Below are 16,012 nucleotides of genomic sequence, written 5' to 3'. Positions count from 1 at the left end.
TGCAGGAGAATTCGCACAGCAATTCCGGTAGGCTCTGGCTTTTCTCAACAGGAGTACTTCCCCATGGCCCGAGCCACTGCCCGCCACATCCTCGTCAGCAGCGAAGACAAGTGCAACGAACTGAAGGCGCAGATCGAAGCCGGCGCGGACTTCGCAGAAGTCGCCAAAGCCAACTCCACCTGCCCGTCCAGCCGCCAGGGCGGCGACCTGAGCTCCTTCGGTCCGGGCCAGATGGTCAAGGAATTCGATACCGTGGTGTTCAGCGCGCCGATCAACGTGGTGCAGGGTCCGGTGAAAACCCAGTTCGGCTACCACCTGCTGGAAGTGACCAGCCGCCAGGACTGATCGGTCTTGATTGGCAAGGCCTCCCTGGCCTTCGGGGGCTGCCTCGCAGCCCTTCTGGGGTTCAACGCCCAGGCCGCCCCCACCCACGCCCTTACCGTCTACGGCGAGGCGCCGCGCTATCCGCAGCACTTCAACCATTTCCAGTACACCAACCCGGACGCTCCGAAGGGCGGCAGCCTGCGCCGCTCGGCCATCGAGATCGGCCAGTTCGACCATATCCTTCCGTATATCGACAAGGGCATCGGCGTCAGCGAGATCGACGGCTGGCTGTACTCGCCCCTGGCCGTACGCTCGCTGGACGAGCCCTACACCGTCTACGGCCTGGTCGCCCGGCGCATGGAGCGGGCCGACGATGGCCTGTGGCTGCGCTTCTACCTTGATCCGAAGGCCCGTTTCGCCGATGGCAAGCCCATCCGTGCCGAAGACGTGCGCTTCACCTACGACCTGCTGCTGCGCGACGGCAACCTGAAATACCGCACCCAGTTCGCCGATGTCGCCGATGTGGTGGTCGAGTCGCCGACCCAGGTGCGCTTCGACTTCAAGACCAGCCAGAACCGCACCCTGCCCCTGGACCTGGCATCGCTGCCGGTGCTGCCGGAACACTGGTGGCGCGGTCGCGATTTCGCCAACGGCGGCGGCTTCGAGGCCCCGCTGGGAAGCGGCCCGTACAAGGTCGGGCGGATCGACAATGGCCGCAGCATCACCTTCGAGCGCGACCGCGACTGGTGGGGCAAGGATTTGCCGGTCAACCGCGGGCGCTACAACTTCGACCAGTTGCGCATCGAATACTTCGGCGACACCGACGTGGCGCGGCAAGTCCTGCGCGGTGGCGGCTACGACTACAACCGCGAGTTTTCCGCCACCGGCTACACCATCGGCTACGCCGGTCCGGCCCTGGACGATGGACGCCTGCAACGCGCCCACCTGGCCAGGGAAGCGCCGCAGAACGCCCAGGGCTATGTGTTCAACCTGCAACGCCCGATGTTCCAGGACCGTCGCGTACGCCAGGCCATTGCCCTGCTCTGGGACTTCGAATGGAGCAACCGGCGGATGATGCGCGACCTGTACATCCGCCAGCAAAGCTACTTCGCCAACAGCCCGCTGGCCGCCCGCGAACTGCCGGATGCCGAGGAACTGAAGATCCTCGAACCGCTGCGCGGGCAGGTTCCCGACGAGGTGTTCACCCGGGTCTTCGAGGCACCGCGTACCGACGGTTCGGGAATCATCCGCGACAAGCAACTGCAGGCCCTGGCGCTGCTGGGCGAAGCCGGCTGGCACCCGGACGGCGATCGCCTGGTGAATGCCGCTGGCGAGCCGCTGAGCTTTACCTTTCTCAACGGCCAGAACGGCATGGAGCGCCTGCTGCTGCCATGGAAGCGCACCCTGGCGCAGATCGGCATCGACATGCAGATCCGCCGCGTGGATTCAGCGCAGTACGTCAACCGCCTGATGGCGCGGGATTACGACATGATCGTCACCGGCTATCCGGTAAGTCCCTCGCCGGGGCTGGAGCTGTACAGCTATTTCGGCTCTGCCGCGGCCAAGGACCCGGGCTCCAACAATTTCATGGTCCTGCAAAGCCCGGTGGTGGACCAGCTGATCGACGGCCTGGTGCGTGCCGACACCCAGGCCGGCATGCAGCGCCATGCCCACGCGCTGGACCGGGTGCTGCAATGGAACTACTACTGGATCCCCAACTATTACCCGCCGGGTACCTCCAGCGTATGGTGGAACCGCTTCGGCCTGCCGAAGGTCGCGGCGGCCAATGACCCGGCGCTGGACACCTGGTGGGAAGTCAGCCCGACCGCGCTGACCAACGAGCAGATGGCGCAGCGCACGGGAGGCCAGCCATGACCGCGTATATTCTGCGGCGCCTGCTGCTGGTCATCCCGACGCTGCTGGTGATCCTGCTGGTCAACTTCGTCATCGTCCAGGCCGCTCCCGGCGGGCCGGTGGAACAGGCCGTGGCGCGGCTGCAGGGCATTGGCGCCGGCGCACCGGGCGGCGCCTCGGTGCAACTTGACTCACGCGCCAGCCGCGGCCTCGACCCGGCCTTGCTGGAGACCATCAAGAAGCAGTACGGCTTCGACAAGTCGGCGCCAGAACGCTTGTGGTTGATGCTTTGCAGCTACGCCCGGCTGGACTTTGGCAACAGCTTCTTCCGGGGCGCCAAGGTCACCGACCTGATCCTCGACAAGATGCCGGTGACCCTGTCCCTCGGTTTCTGGGCGACGCTTATCACCTACCTGGTATCGATCCCCCTCGGTATCCGCAAGGCCGTGCGCCATGGCAGCGCATTCGATGCCTGGAGCAGCAGCCTGATCGTGATCGGCTATGCCCTGCCCGCCTTCCTTTTCGCCCTGCTGCTGATCGTGCTGTTCGCCGGTGGCACTTCGCTGAACTGGTTCCCGGTGCGCGGGCTGGTTTCGGAGAACTTCGCCGAACTGAGCCTGGTGGGTAAGGTCGCCGACTATTTCTGGCACCTGGTGCTGCCGGTGGGTGCCCTGGTGATCGGCGGTTTCGCCACCCTGACCCTGCTGACCAAGAATGCCTTCCTCAACGAGATCACGCGCCAGTACGTGATCACCGCCAAGGCCAAGGGCCTCACCGAGCGCCGGGTGCTCTACGGCCATGTGTTCCGCAACGCCATCCTGCTGGTGGTGGCCGGGCTGCCGCAGGCGCTGATTACCGTATTCTTCGCAGGCTCGCTGATGATCGAGGTGATCTTTTCCCTCGACGGCCTGGGACGCATGAGCTATGACGCGGCGGTGAGCCGCGACTATCCGGTGGTGTTCGGCACCCTGTTCATCTTTACCCTGTTCGGCTTGCTGATCCGTCTGGTCGGTGACCTCTGCTACACCATGGTCGACCCGCGGATCGACTTCGCCACGAGGGCGCACTGATGTTCTGCCTTTCGCCCATCGCCCAGCGTCGCTGGCAGCGTTTTCGCAGGAACCGCCGCGGCTGGTTCTCGCTCTGGGCATTCGCCGCCCTGCTCACCCTGAGCCTGGGCGCCGAGTTGATCGCCAATGACAAGCCACTGCTGCTCAAGTACGAAGGCGGCCTGTATTTCCCGGCGTTCAAGCGCTACACCGAGCAGCAGTTCGGCGGCCAGTTGCCCTTCCAGCCGGACTATCGCAGCCAGTACGTGCGCCAGCTGATCGAGGACAACGACGGCTGGATGCTGTTCCCGCCGATCCCGTTCAGCGCCGATACGCCGAACTACGACCTGCAGGTGCCGGCCCCGAGCCCGCCCTCGGCCAGCAACTGGCTGGGCACCGACGACCAGGCGCGGGATGTGCTGGCCCGGGTGATCTATGGCACGCGCGTGTCGATCCTGTTCGCCGTGGCCCTGACCCTGATCTCCACGCTGATCGGCGTAACCGCCGGGGCACTGCAGGGCTACCACGGCGGTTGGGTCGACCTGCTCGGGCAGCGCCTGCTGGAGGTATGGTCCGGCTTGCCGGTGCTCTACCTGCTGATCATCCTCAGCGGCTTCGTCGAGCCGGATTTCTGGTGGCTGCTGGGAATCATGGCGCTGTTTTCCTGGCTGGCCCTGGTGGACGTGGTGCGCGCCGAGTTCCTGCGCGGGCGCAATCTCGAGTACGTCCAGGCCGCCCGCGCCATGGGCCTGCCGGACCGCCTGGTAATCATCCGGCATATCCTGCCCAACGCGATGAATGCCACCCTCACCTACCTGCCGTTCATCCTCACCGGCGCAATCTCGACCCTGACCGCCCTGGACTTCCTCGGCTTCGGCATGCCTGCTGGCAGTGCCTCGCTGGGTGAGCTGGTCAACCAGGGCAAGCAGAACCTGCAGGCGCCCTGGCTGGGCTTCACCGCATTCTTCGCCCTGGCCCTGATCCTGACCCTGCTGGTGTTCGTCGGCGACGCCTTGCGCGAAGCCTTCGACCCACGGGCCTGAGCACTATTCACGGAATGACCATGCACGACGAAAGCCTCAAGGACTACCAGCGGGTGCGCCGCCTGGCAATCAAATCGCTGTTCGAGATCATCGAGCAATCCAGCGAAGGCACGGTGATCGTCGATCGCGATGCCCGGATCGTCTGGATGAACGAGCGCTATGCCCGGCGTTTCGGCCTGGCCGACGCCAGTGCCGCGATCGGCCAGCCTTGCGAACAGGTCATTCCCGGCAGCCTGATGCGCGAGGTGGTGAACCAGGGGCGGCCTATCCTGCTGGACATGCTCGACACCCCGAAGGAGCCCCTGGTGGTGATGCGCTTGCCGATCCAGGACGCGAGTGGCGAAGTGATCGGCGCCATCGGCTTTGCCTTGTTCGACGAACTGCGCAGCCTGTCGCCGCTGCTCAAGCGCTACGCCAGCATGCAGCAGGAACTGGCCTCGACCCGCTCGTTGCTCAAGGCGCGCCAGGCCAAGTACAGCTTCGCCCAGTTCATCGGTACCAGTGCCGCCAGCCTTGAGGTCAAGCGCCGGGCACGACGTGCGGCGAGCAGCGATTCGCCGGTCCTGCTGCTGGGCGAGACCGGCACCGGCAAGGAACTGCTTGCCCACGCCATCCACGCTGCCTCGCCACGGGCACACAAGGCATTCGTCAGCATCAACAGCGCAGCGATCCCGGAAACCCTGCTCGAAGCCGAGTTCTTCGGTACCGCACCGGGTGCCTTTACCGGCGCCGAGCGCAAGGGCCGCGCCGGCAAGCTGCAACTGGCCGAGGGCGGCACGCTGTTCCTCGACGAGATCGGCGACATGCCTTTGCCCTTGCAGAGCAAGCTGCTGCGGGTGTTGCAGGAAAAGGAGTACGAGCCCGTGGGGTCGAACCAGATGCTGCAGAGCGATGTGCGGGTCATCGCCGCCACCTCCCGGGACCTGCAGGCGGCCATGGCGCGCGGCGAATTCCGCGCCGACCTGTATTACCGGCTGAACGTGCTGCCTATCGAGGTGCCGGCGCTGCGCGAGCGGATCGAAGACCTGCCGGCGCTGACCGAGGCGATCCTGGAAGACCTCGGTAGCCGGCACGAGTTGGAGGACGAGGCGCTGGCGCTGCTGGGACGGCATGCCTGGCCGGGGAATATCCGCGAGCTGCGGAATGTGCTGGAACGGGCGACCTTGCTGGCGGACCGGGCGCGGTTGGAGGTCGAGGACATTCGCGGGGCGTTGGGGACCTTGATGCCTCGGGCGGTCGAGGAGACGACGCCGGTGCCTGGGTATCGCGAGGCTTGCGAGGCGTTCGAGCGGCAACTGTTGCGCGATGCACTGCAGCGCTGTGCCGGCAATGTACCGGAAGCGGCGCGGCAGCTGGGCTTGGGGCGCTCGACCTTGTACAAGAAGCTGGTGGCTTTGGGGATTCAGTCTCAATAAAGAGACTCCTATCTCCAGATTGAGACTCTGTTCTTAACGGCCTCATCGCTGGCAAGCCAGCTCCCACGTGCCCCTGTGGGAGCTGGCTTGCCAGCGATGAGGCCCTTGAGCTCGCCAGAAGTCTCCAATCAGAGACAAAATCGGTCAGACAATACAGATAAACAGAATTTACCCTTGTAAATCAGTAACTTAAACACCTGGCACAGTCCCTGCTACCTCCTTGTTTCCAACAAAAACAAGATTCACCAAGGAGACACTCGATGAGTGTGATCATCGCCCTGGCAGCCCTGGCGCTGCTGATGCTGGCTGCCTACCGTGGTTACAGCGTCATTCTGTTTGCCCCCATCGCCGCCCTCGGTGCGGTACTGCTGACCGATCCGTCCGCCGTGGCACCCGCCTTTACCGGGGTGTTCATGGAAAAGATGGTCGGCTTCATCAAGCTCTATTTCCCGGTGTTCCTGCTCGGCGCAGTATTCGGCAAGCTTATCGAGCTGTCGGGCTTTTCCCGCTCCATCGTCGCCGCCGCCATTCGCCTGCTCGGCACCCGCCAGGCGATGCTGGTGATCGTGCTGGTCTGCGCCCTGCTGACCTACGGCGGCGTGTCGCTGTTCGTCGTGGTGTTCGCGGTTTATCCGTTCGCCGCCGAGATGTTCCGCCAGAGCAATATCCCCAAGCGCCTGATTCCCGCGACCATCGCCCTTGGCGCGTTCTCGTTCACCATGGACGCCCTGCCCGGCACCCCGCAGATCCAGAACATCATTCCCAGCACCTTCTTCAATACCAACGCGTGGGCCGCGCCCTGGCTGGGGCTGATCGGCACCCTGTTCGTCTTCTGCGCCGGCATGCTCTACCTGCAACGCCAGCGCAACAAGGCCCTGCGCGCCGGCGAGGGCTACGGCACCGAGCTGCGCAACGAGCCGGAAACCGCCGACGACCTGAAGCTGCCCAATCCGCTGCTGGCCCTGTCGCCGCTGCTGCTGGTAGGGATCATGAACCTGCTGTTCACCCACTGGATTCCCGAGTGGTACGGGAAAAGCCATACCCTGCAGTTGCCGGGCATGACCGCACCGGTACAGACCGATATCGCCAAGCTGACCGCCATCTGGGCCGTGGAAGCGGCGTTGCTGCTGGGCATCCTGCTGGTGCTGGTCAGTGGCTTCAAGGCCATCAAGACCCGCCTGGCCGATGGCACCAAGGCCGCCGTCGGCGGAGCCTTGCTGGCGGCGATGAACACCGCTTCGGAATACGGTTTCGGCGCAGTGATCGCGTCGCTTCCCGGCTTCCTGGTACTGGCCGACGCGCTGCGCGCCATCCCCAACCCGCTTGTCAACGAAGCGATCACCGTGACCCTGCTGGCGGGGATCACAGGCTCCGCATCGGGCGGCATGAGCATCGCCCTGGCCGCCATGTCCGATACCTTCATCAGCGCGGCACATGCGGCGAATATCCCGCTGGAGGTGCTGCACCGGGTGGCCGCCATGGCCAGCGGCGGCATGGACACCCTGCCGCACAACGGCGCGGTGATCACCCTGCTGGCGGTCACCGGCCTGACCCACCGCGAGGCCTACAAGGACATTTTCGGCATTACCCTGATCAAGACCCTGGCGGTGTTCGTCGTGATCGCCACCTTCTATGCCACCGGCATCGTTTGAGGAACCGACCTGTATGAAGCTTTCCGGAAAAACCGCACTGATCACCGGCTCCACCAGCGGCATCGGCCTGGGCATCGCCCGGGTCCTGGCGCAGGCCGGCGCCGATATCCTGCTCAACGGCTTTGGCGACCCGACGGCGGCCCTGGCGGACATCGGCCGCTTTGGCGGCAAGGTTGCCCATCATCCCGCCGACCTGGGTGACGTAGCCCAGCTCGACGCCTTGTTCGCCTATGCACAGGAGGAATTCGGCGGGATCGATATCCTCGTCAACAATGCCGGGATCCAGCACGTGGCACCGGTGGACGCGTTTCCCGTGGAACGCTGGGACGCGATCATTGCCCTGAACCTGTCGGCGGTATTCCATTGCACGCGCCTTGCCCTGCCGGACATGAAGCAGCGTGGCTGGGGGCGGATCATCAATATCGCCTCGGTGCATGGCCAGGTTGGCTCGGTGGGCAAGGCGGCCTATGTGGCGGCCAAGCACGGGGTCATCGGCCTGACCAAGGTGGTCGGGCTGGAGACGGCCACCAGCGGAGTGACCTGCAACGCCATCTGCCCGGGCTGGGTGCTGACGCCGCTGGTGCAGAAGCAGATCGATGCCCGCATCGCCGAAGGCACCGACCCGCAGCAGGCACAGCATGACTTGCTGGCGGAGAAACAACCGTCACTGGCGTTCGTCACCCCGGAGCACCTGGGCGAACTGGTGCTGTTCCTGTGCAGCGAGGCCGGCAGCCAGGTGCGCGGAGCGGCGTGGAACGTGGATGGGGGGTGGCTGGCGCAGTAGATTTGTTGGGTTGCTGATGGCCTCATCGCTGGCAAGCCAGCTCCCACAGTGTCCGCGGCGCTGCTGAACCTTGTGGGAGCTGGCTTGCCAGCGATGAGGCCATCAGCAGCACCATAAGGGCTAGACTCAGGACATTGACAGACCCACCAGGAAGAATCCCGCATGAACGATGAGCTCTGGCGCCCGGATGCGGCGCGTATTCAGGCCAGCCGGATGGAAGGTTTCCGGCATGCCATCAATCAGCGCTTCAACCTCGAACTGGCGGACTATGCCGACCTGCATCGATGGAGCATCGACCAGCGCCCGGCCTTCTGGCAGGCGCTGGCCGACGAGTTCCGGATACGCTGGCGCACCCCGCCCGCCAGCGTGCTCGAGGAAGGCCCGCGGATGCCGGATGCGCGCTGGTTCCCCGGCGCTACCCTGAACTTCGCCGAACATTTGCTGCGCCGCCGCGATGACGCTATCGCCCTGGTCTCGGTACGCGAGGACGGCCAGCGGGTGACCTTGAGCCATGCCGAACTGGCCGCCGAAGTCGCAGGCTTGCAACAGGCCTTCAAGGCTGCCGGTATCGGTGTCGGTGATCGGGTCGCCGCCTGCATGCCCAACACCTGGCAGACCGTGGTCGCCATGCTCGCCGCCAGCAGTCTTGGCGCCATCTGGTCCAGCTCGTCCCCGGAGTTCGGCACCCAGGGTATCGTCGAACGTTTCGGCCAGATCGAACCGAAGCTGCTACTAGTCTGCGCCGGCTATCAATATGCGGGCAAATCCCTGTCCCAGGTAGACAAGATCAATGAAGTCCTGGCCGCCTTGCCCGGCCTGGAGCACCTGCTGGTAGTGCCCTACAGCGCTACCGATATCCGCCTTGATGCGTTCGTCACCCGGGCGCGCACCCGCCTGTGGGACGACTTCTACCAACGCGGCGGCGAGCCTGAATTCGTCGCCCTGCCTTTCGATCATCCGCTGTACATCCTCTATTCCAGCGGTACCACCGGCGTGCCCAAGTGCATCGTCCACAGCGCCGGCGGCGTGCTGGTGCAACACCTCAAGGAACACGGCCTGCACAACGACCTGCAAGCCGACGACTGCCTGTTCTACTACACCACCTGCGGCTGGATGATGTGGAACTGGCTGGTCAGCGGCCTGGCCTTGGGCGCGACGCTGGTGCTGTATGACGGCTCGCCTTTCCATCCCGGCCCCGAACGCCTGCTGGACCTGATCGACGCCGAAGGCATCAGTGTCTTCGGCACCAGTGCCAAGTACCTGGCAGCACTGGAGCAGGCCGGCCTGCGGCCACGGCACAGCCATCGCCTGGAGCGCCTGCGCCTGTTGCTGTCCACCGGCTCGCCGCTGTCACCGCATAGCTACGACTACGTGTACCGCGAGGTGAAAAGCGAGCTGTGCCTGGCCTCGATGTCCGGCGGCACCGATATCGTTTCCTGCTTCGTCCTTGGCAACCCGACCCTGCCGGTACGTCGCGGCGTGATCCAGTGCAAGGGCCTGGGCATGGCTGTCGAGGTGTGGAACGACCAGGGCCGGCCGGTGCTCGACGAAAAAGGCGAACTGGTCTGTACCCGGCATTTCCCGGCGATACCCCTGGGTTTCTGGCACGACCCGGATGGCGAACGCTTCAAGGCGGCCTATTTCAGCCAGTTTCCCGGTGTCTGGTGCCAAGGCGACTATGCCGAAGAATTCGCCGACGGCGGCCTGGCGATCCACGGACGCTCGGATGCGGTGCTCAACCCCGGTGGCGTGCGCATCGGTACGGCGGAAATCTACCGCCAGGTAGAAAAGATCGAGCAGGTGCTGGACAGCGTCGCCATCGGCCAGCAATGGCAGCATGACGTGCGCGTGGTGCTGTTCGTGCGCCTGGCCGACGGCCTGAGCCTGGACGACACCTTGCAAGCGCGGATCCGCAAGGTTATCCGCGACAACACCAGTGCCCGCCACGTCCCGGCGGTAATCGCCCAGGTAGCGGACATTCCGCGCACCATCAGCGGCAAGATCGTCGAACTGGCGGTGCGCAACGTTGTGCACGGCTTGCCGGTGAAAAACACCGACGCCTTGGCCAATCCGCAGGCGCTGGAGCATTTTCGCGACCGCATCGAGCTGCGCGATCAGGCATAATCGCCGGTTTTTACCCGCAACCCCGAGGCACCCGCATCATGAAAGCACAGGCCCGTCACATCCTGGTCAAGACCGCCGAAGAGGCCGAGCAGCTCAAGCAGCGCATTGCCAAGGGCGAGGCCTTCGACGTACTGGCGAAGAAATACTCCACCTGCCCTTCAGGCAAGCGCGGTGGAGACCTGGGCGAAATCCGCCCGGGGCAGATGGTCGGGTCGATCGACCAGGTGATCTTCAAGAAACCGCTGCGCACGGTGCATGGGCCGATCAAGAGCAAGTTCGGCTATCACCTGGTGCAGACGTTCTATCGGGATTGATGAGTTGTGTCGTTGCTGAGGGCCTCATCGCTGGCAAGGGCAGCTCAGAACCCTGTGGGAGCTGGCTTGCCAGCGATGAGGCCCTCAAGAACACCCCATAATCTAGCCGGCATCGCGCAATGGCTGCTTGTCCAGCAACTGGCAACACAATTTGCTCACCAGGCTGGCGATCGCCCGGCTACCGTCGAGCTGCTCCGCCCGAATACCGGCGACCTGCAAATCAGGCTGCGGCGAGCCGCGATTGAATAACTGCACGGTCAGCGATTGATCCGCCGCCAGCGTGCAGCGGCAGCGAACCGGCAAGAAACTCTTCTCGATGATATCGCGCAGTTCCAGCGTAGATAGCATGTCCATGACTCCCGGGCAGTTGAGGGACCGCAGCTCCATGCTTGCGGCGCTTGTGAATCCTAGGCCAAGTACCCGGACACCGTCAGATCTTTTCCCGATAAGCCGTACGGTTTTTTAAGTCGACCTAGCATTTTTGCCAGTTGTCCGAACATGCAATGCCCTGTATCGCTATGACATCGTCCAGCGGGCGCTGGATCGAGGCAGTACTTAGCCGTTGATTTTCCATGGAGAAACAACGTATGCGTACAGCTCTGTTGCTGACCCTCAGTGCTCTTTCGGCAATTCTCTCCACCAGCCAGGCCAACGCAGCCTGAGCGTTCTTGCTCATGCCCGCCGTGCCGCCAGCAACCCCAGCCCCGCGCACCCCAGCAGCCCTGCACTCACCCGATTGAACAACCGCCGCGGCCCCGGCTGGTTGAACCAGCGCTGCAGATACGCCCCCAGCCAGCCGTAGATGGCGATGGCAAACCATTCCAGCAACAGGAACATCACGCCCAGCCAGAGAAACTGCTGGCTCACCGGGACAACGCTGTTCATCGACACGAACTGGGGCAGGAATGCAGTAAAGATCAGAATGGCTTTCGGATTGCCCGCCGCGACGAAAAACTCCTGCCGCGCCAGCTTCAGCACTCCGCCCTTGCGCTCGACGATCACCCCGCCCTCACCCACCGGCGCGCGCCAGAGCTGCCAGGCGATGTAGAACAGGTAGAACGCACCCAGCACCTTGATCGCCAGGAACAGGTATTCACTGGTGTGCAGTACCACCGCCAGCCCCAGGGCAGCGAGCAGGATCATGCCGGCGAAGGCGAACAAGCGGCCAATCCCGGCAACACAGGCGGTACGCAAGCCGTAGCGGCTGGCGTTGTTGAGGGACAACAGGTTGTTCGGCCCGGGGCCATGTTGAGGGCGAAGCAGGCAGGGATGAACAGTGCGAGGGTGGACAGGTCCATGGCGGGCTCCTTGGGCAAGGAGGCCAGAGTGAGTGGCGGTGGTGGATGGCGTCAAGCTGACGAGCCACACGATTCCGATTCGACGTGGGCCTTGTGGGAGCTGGCTTGCCAGCCCCACAGGTTTTGCGCTGCTTTACCAGTCGTGGCTATACCCCACCGTCAACACCGTCCCCGGCGCCGGAAGGTGGCTGGTGTTGGTGCTGCTGCGCATCAATTGGCTGTACTGCGGGTAATAGTCGCGGTTGAACAGGTTCTGGATACCCAGGCTGACCTTGTCGTTGGCCGTGACCCGGTACTGGCTGACCAGGTCTACCGTGGCATAGCCGTCCACCTTGCGCCGGCCAAAGCTGGCCACGCCATCCAGGCGATAGTCGTGGCCATCGAACCAGGTCAGTTGCGCGCGATGGCTCCAGTCTTCGTCCGGCTTGTATTGCAGGTAGCCGGTGACCTTGAGCGGCGGGATGCGGTAGCCGGTCATGTCCTGCCAGTCACCGTTGTCCGGTTTCTCACGGCCTTTCAGCCAGCTGACGGTGCCGCCTGCCCCCAGCGCTCGTCGTCGGTCAGCCAGTCGGCGCTGCCTTCAATGCCGTAGATGCGCTCCTGGGTACGGGTCAGGATCAGGCCGTTGTTGAAGCTCTGCACGTCGCCCAGCTTCGAGGTGGTGTAGAACACCGCCAGGCTGGCCAGGGTCTGCTCGCCGACGGCACCGCGCCAGCCCAGTTCATAGTTGTTGGTCTTGACCGGCTCCAGGTTCGACGAATCGATATCGAAACCGCGCCGGGCATTGCGCACCTGTACGCCGATATCCGGCAACTGGAAGCCCTGGCTGAAGGCCGCGTACAGCTCCTGCCCGCTGACGGGCGACCAGGTCAGGCTGATATTGGAAAGCACGGCGTCGTAGTTGATCTCGCCGCCGGCCACGGTCGCCGGCGACGCCGCGGTTGATTCGGACAGCGGCACGAAGTCGTCGTAGCGGGCCGTGGCGTATTCGTAGCGCACCCCGCCTTCCATCGACCACTGTTCGTTGAAGCGATGCTGCAACTGGGCAAAGCCGCCGAGGCTGCGGGTGGTCAGGTCAGGCATATAAGTGAGCCGGCCGATCTTGTCGTAGACCCGGCCGCCGCTGGCGTCGTACTGGCGCGGGTCGAAGATGTCGATCGGCATGTCGCTGCGCTCCTGGTTGAAATCCGCGCCCCAGAGCAGTTCGGTGGCGCCTGCCTGGCCCAGCGGGGTGCGCAGGGTGACACGGCTGCCGAAGACTTCGCTGTTCTGCATCACCTGGTCGACGTTACGCCCGCGGGTCGCCACACCCCGGGCATCGAACGGCGTGAAGCGGGTGAAATAGTCGCGGTAGTAGAGCTGCGCGTTGAGCGTGCCACCGAGCACGTCGGCATGGGCGTATTCGAGGTTGACCAGGGTGTTCCTGATCTGGTTCTGCTCGTCCAGCGACAGCCCCGACAGCGCCTGGGCCGGCACCGACCCAGGCGGCAGGCGGGCCACCCTGGGGTCGGAGGTGAAATCGCTGTCCTGGTCGGCGTTGTAGTGGCTGGCGGAGAGCTGGAGGCGCTGCTCGTCGTCGATGCGCAGGCCGAGCTTGCCGCCGATGTTCCAGGTGTTGGAGTCGAACAGGTCGCCCTGGCTCGGTTCAGGTGCGATGCGCTGGCCGTTGGCGTCATAGGAGGCGCCGATATGCCGGGCACCGAAGTCCAGCGCGTAATCCACCTGGCCCTCGGAACCGGAGACATGCTGCTGCAACTGGCCGCCAAGGCCGTCGCTGCCCAGGCGGCTCAGCGGCGACTCGGCCCGCAGGCTGGTTTGCGCGCGATTCTCGCCCCCCGCAGGACGGGTAGTGATGGAGATGATCCCGCCGGTGGCGCCGGCGCCGTAGATCGCGCTGCTGCCGCGGATCACTTCGACCCGCTCGATCAGCGCCGGATCGATATTGGCCAGGTTGCGCGAGGAGTCGCGGTTGGTGTTGAGGGGCACGCCGTCCACCAGCACCAGCATGGTCCGCCCGCGCAGGGTCTGGCCGTAGTCGGTGATGGTGCGGCTGGAATCGGCCATTCCCGGGACGCTTTTGGCCAGCACCGTGGCCAGGCTGTCGGAGCCTTCGCGCAACTGCTCGAGCTGCTCGCGCTCGATCACGCTGACCTGGCGCGCCTGCGGTACCAGGCTGCTGCTGGTGCGCGACGAGGTGATTTCCAGGCTGGAGAGCTCCATGACCGCGGATGCGGGGGCCGCAACGCTGGCCGCGCCGGGCACCACCACGAAGGTCCGCTCGCCCTGCGCCTGCACGCTCAATCCGCTACTGCCCAGCAGCCGCTCCAGGGCCTGTTCCAGGGTATAGCTGCCTTTCAGGGCCGGGGCCTGCTTGCCGCTGGTGACATCGCTGGCAAAAAGGATCTGCGCCCCGGCCTGGCGGGCCAGGGTGTTCAGGGATTGCTCCAGCGCTGCGGCAGGAACATCGAACGCCTGCGGCGCCGAGCCGGCCAGGGCGAACGAACTGGTCAACAGGCCGGCGGCCAGCAACGACAGGGACAACGGGGACTGACTCACGCAAGGCTCTCCATGAAGTGAAAAGGGTCATGGAGATAGCCGCCAGCCGCCGCACCCAACCCTACCTCGCGCTGAAAATTATTTTTTCCCGCGTGGACTGATCAGCACCGAGCCGTCGGCGCCCTTGCCCAGCTTTACCGGCAGGATGCTCGGCAGCAATGCCAGCAAGCGCTCGACATGGGCGCTGTCGAACACGCCGGACACCGGCAGCGTGGCGAGACGAGCGTCCTGCAGGCGCACAGGTTTGTCCTGGTAGCGGCCGATGATATCGAGCACTTCGCCCAGCGGGGTGCGCTGGAAAACCAGTTGCCCGCCTTGCCAGGCGCCAACCGCGTTGGCATCGACAGCGACCAGGGCACCGAGACCTGCGTTGCTTGCGCGCACCTGCTGACCCGGCAGCAGATCGCGTTCGGCGCCGCCTGCAGCGACCGCGACGCGGCCCTCGGCGACGCTGACACGTACTTCGCTTGCGTGGCGATCGACATTGAAGCGCGTCCCGACCACCCGGACGCTGGCCTGGCCAGCATCGACCAGCCAGGGCCGGTATACCCGTGGCGCCACCTCGAACAGCGCCTGGCCACGTTGCAGTTCACTACGCCGGCTGAACAGGTGCCAACTGACCGCAACTTCGCTGGCAGCGTCGAGGGTGACGACGGTGCCATCGGCCAGGTTCAGGGTCTGCCGTTCGCCGACCCGCGTCAGATAGTGCTCGCTGCGATAGGCCGGGTCCAGCCACGCCAGGGTGGCGAGCACCGCCAGCGACAACAGGCCGGCGCCGAGGATACGGGTGCGCTTGTTGCGCGGTTTGGGGTCGGGCATCGGGAAGCGCTGCTTGAGTTCTTCGCGCAGGCGGGCAATGACCTGGTCTTCCTCGGCAAACTTGTCGGGACGGCTGTTGCGTTCGCTCATGCCAGGTACTCACGGCACGCCGCCATGCCAAGGCGCAGGTGCTTTTCCACGGTTTTCAGGGAAATGCCCAGGCGCTCGGCGACTTCGGCCTGGGGCAGTTCGTGGAGCTTGTGCATGACGAAGACCATCTGGCAGCGCGGTGGCAGGCTTTCGATGGCCCGGACCAGGCGGTCGAGGGTCTGGCTGGCGTCGAGCTGGCGTTCCTGGCTGGGGATCTGCGCCTCCACCTCCGGCAATTCGGCAACGGTGACGAGCCAGCGCTGGCGGCGGCGCTCGCCACGGTAGCGGCCAACGGCATTGTCGTGGGCGATCTTGCGCAGCAGCGCAAGCGGGCTGCGCACGCCTTGCTTTTCCTGCTTTTCCAGCAGTTGCACGCAGACATCGTGGACCACCTCGCGGGCGAAACCGCGCTCGCCGAAGCGACGGCGGATGTGCTCCACCAGTTCGTCGTAATGACGGACCAGCGTGGACAACAGCGTGGGTTGCGGGGGATCGGCCTGCACGGTGCTCTGCCTGGGAAGGGATGCCGGGGCCGGAGTGTAAATGAGAATGCATTTTATTTGAAACAGGTTTTTCAGGGTGACCTCAAGGGCCTCATCGCCGGTATCGCGTGAGCACCGCCGAACCCTGTGGGAGTCCGCCCAGCCTTTTCAGGCTGCGCTGTCGCGTGAAGAACAGTTCCAAAGCACG

The 16,012-nt window shown here is 64.7% G+C and carries 12 protein-coding genes and 2 pseudogenes; 9 read left to right on the top strand and 5 right to left on the bottom strand.

Features of this window, described 5'->3' with window-relative positions; all coding sequences use genetic code 11:
- Nucleotides 1-63 precede the first annotated feature (63 nt).
- The 9 genes from CSV86_RS10310 (at nucleotide 64) to CSV86_RS10270 (ending at nucleotide 10,559) form a co-directional block, all read left to right on the top strand.
- Complete coding sequence (locus CSV86_RS10310) at nucleotides 64-345, top strand: peptidylprolyl isomerase (RefSeq protein WP_009396989.1); 282 nt, start codon at nucleotides 64-66, stop codon at nucleotides 343-345.
- A gap of 54 nt (nucleotides 346-399) precedes the next feature.
- Nucleotides 400-2,199: an extracellular solute-binding protein gene (locus tag CSV86_RS10305; RefSeq protein ID WP_080604734.1), complete on the top strand. Its 1,800-nt coding sequence runs from the start codon at nucleotides 400-402 to the stop codon at nucleotides 2,197-2,199.
- Nucleotides 2,196-3,248: a microcin C ABC transporter permease YejB gene (locus tag CSV86_RS10300; RefSeq protein ID WP_009396987.1), complete on the top strand. Its 1,053-nt coding sequence runs from the start codon at nucleotides 2,196-2,198 to the stop codon at nucleotides 3,246-3,248. The genes CSV86_RS10305 and CSV86_RS10300 overlap by 4 nt, the downstream gene beginning before the upstream one ends.
- Nucleotides 3,248-4,270: an ABC transporter permease gene (locus CSV86_RS10295; protein WP_009396986.1), complete on the top strand. Its 1,023-nt coding sequence runs from the start codon at nucleotides 3,248-3,250 to the stop codon at nucleotides 4,268-4,270. The genes CSV86_RS10300 and CSV86_RS10295 overlap by 1 nt, the downstream gene beginning before the upstream one ends.
- A 20-nt stretch (nucleotides 4,271-4,290) precedes the next feature.
- Nucleotides 4,291-5,685 (top strand): sigma-54 interaction domain-containing protein, encoded by a 1,395-nt coding sequence (locus tag CSV86_RS10290; RefSeq protein ID WP_009396985.1) that lies wholly within the window; start codon nucleotides 4,291-4,293, stop codon nucleotides 5,683-5,685.
- A gap of 260 nt (nucleotides 5,686-5,945) precedes the next feature.
- Complete coding sequence (locus tag CSV86_RS10285; RefSeq protein WP_009396984.1) at nucleotides 5,946-7,337, top strand: GntP family permease; 1,392 nt, start codon at nucleotides 5,946-5,948, stop codon at nucleotides 7,335-7,337.
- Between the two features lie 13 nt (nucleotides 7,338-7,350).
- Nucleotides 7,351-8,121, top strand: coding sequence for a 3-hydroxybutyrate dehydrogenase (gene hbdH / locus CSV86_RS10280; protein ID WP_009396982.1), 771 nt, complete (start codon nucleotides 7,351-7,353; stop codon nucleotides 8,119-8,121).
- Nucleotides 8,122-8,283: 162 nt separating this feature from the next.
- Nucleotides 8,284-10,245, top strand: coding sequence for an acetoacetate--CoA ligase (locus tag CSV86_RS10275; protein WP_009396981.1), 1,962 nt, complete (start codon nucleotides 8,284-8,286; stop codon nucleotides 10,243-10,245).
- Nucleotides 10,246-10,283: 38 nt separating this feature from the next.
- Nucleotides 10,284-10,559 carry a peptidylprolyl isomerase gene (locus CSV86_RS10270; RefSeq protein ID WP_009396980.1) on the top strand — a complete coding sequence of 92 codons (276 nt, stop codon included), beginning with the start codon at nucleotides 10,284-10,286 and terminating at the stop codon, nucleotides 10,557-10,559.
- 102 nt (nucleotides 10,560-10,661) lie between these two features.
- Here CSV86_RS10270 and CSV86_RS10265 read toward each other — a convergent pair whose 3' ends face one another.
- From CSV86_RS10265 to CSV86_RS10245, 5 genes and pseudogenes are all read right to left on the bottom strand, one after another.
- Entirely contained in the window at nucleotides 10,662-10,946 is a 285-nt protein-coding gene (locus CSV86_RS10265) for a DUF1652 domain-containing protein (RefSeq protein ID WP_240160409.1), read from the bottom strand.
- A gap of 285 nt (nucleotides 10,947-11,231) precedes the next feature.
- Nucleotides 11,232-11,857 (bottom strand): annotated as a pseudogene (locus CSV86_RS10260) (LysE family translocator).
- A gap of 133 nt (nucleotides 11,858-11,990) precedes the next feature.
- Nucleotides 11,991-14,413: pseudogene (locus CSV86_RS10255) on the bottom strand (TonB-dependent receptor).
- 78 nt (nucleotides 14,414-14,491) lie between these two features.
- Nucleotides 14,492-15,322, bottom strand: a complete 831-nt coding sequence (locus tag CSV86_RS10250; RefSeq protein ID WP_009396976.1) for a FecR family protein — start codon at nucleotides 15,320-15,322, stop codon at nucleotides 14,492-14,494.
- A complete protein-coding gene (locus CSV86_RS10245; RefSeq protein WP_009396974.1) occupies nucleotides 15,319-15,825 on the bottom strand; it encodes an RNA polymerase sigma factor in 507 nt (168 codons plus the stop codon). The genes CSV86_RS10250 and CSV86_RS10245 overlap by 4 nt, the downstream gene beginning before the upstream one ends.
- Nucleotides 15,826-16,012: the final 187 nt, after the last annotated feature.

Origin of the sequence: Pseudomonas bharatica CSV86 (assembly GCF_000319305.2) — a bacterium.
GTDB classification, from domain to species: domain Bacteria; phylum Pseudomonadota; class Gammaproteobacteria; order Pseudomonadales; family Pseudomonadaceae; genus Aquipseudomonas; species Aquipseudomonas bharatica.
This window is presented reverse-complemented; position numbering and strand designations above follow the sequence as displayed.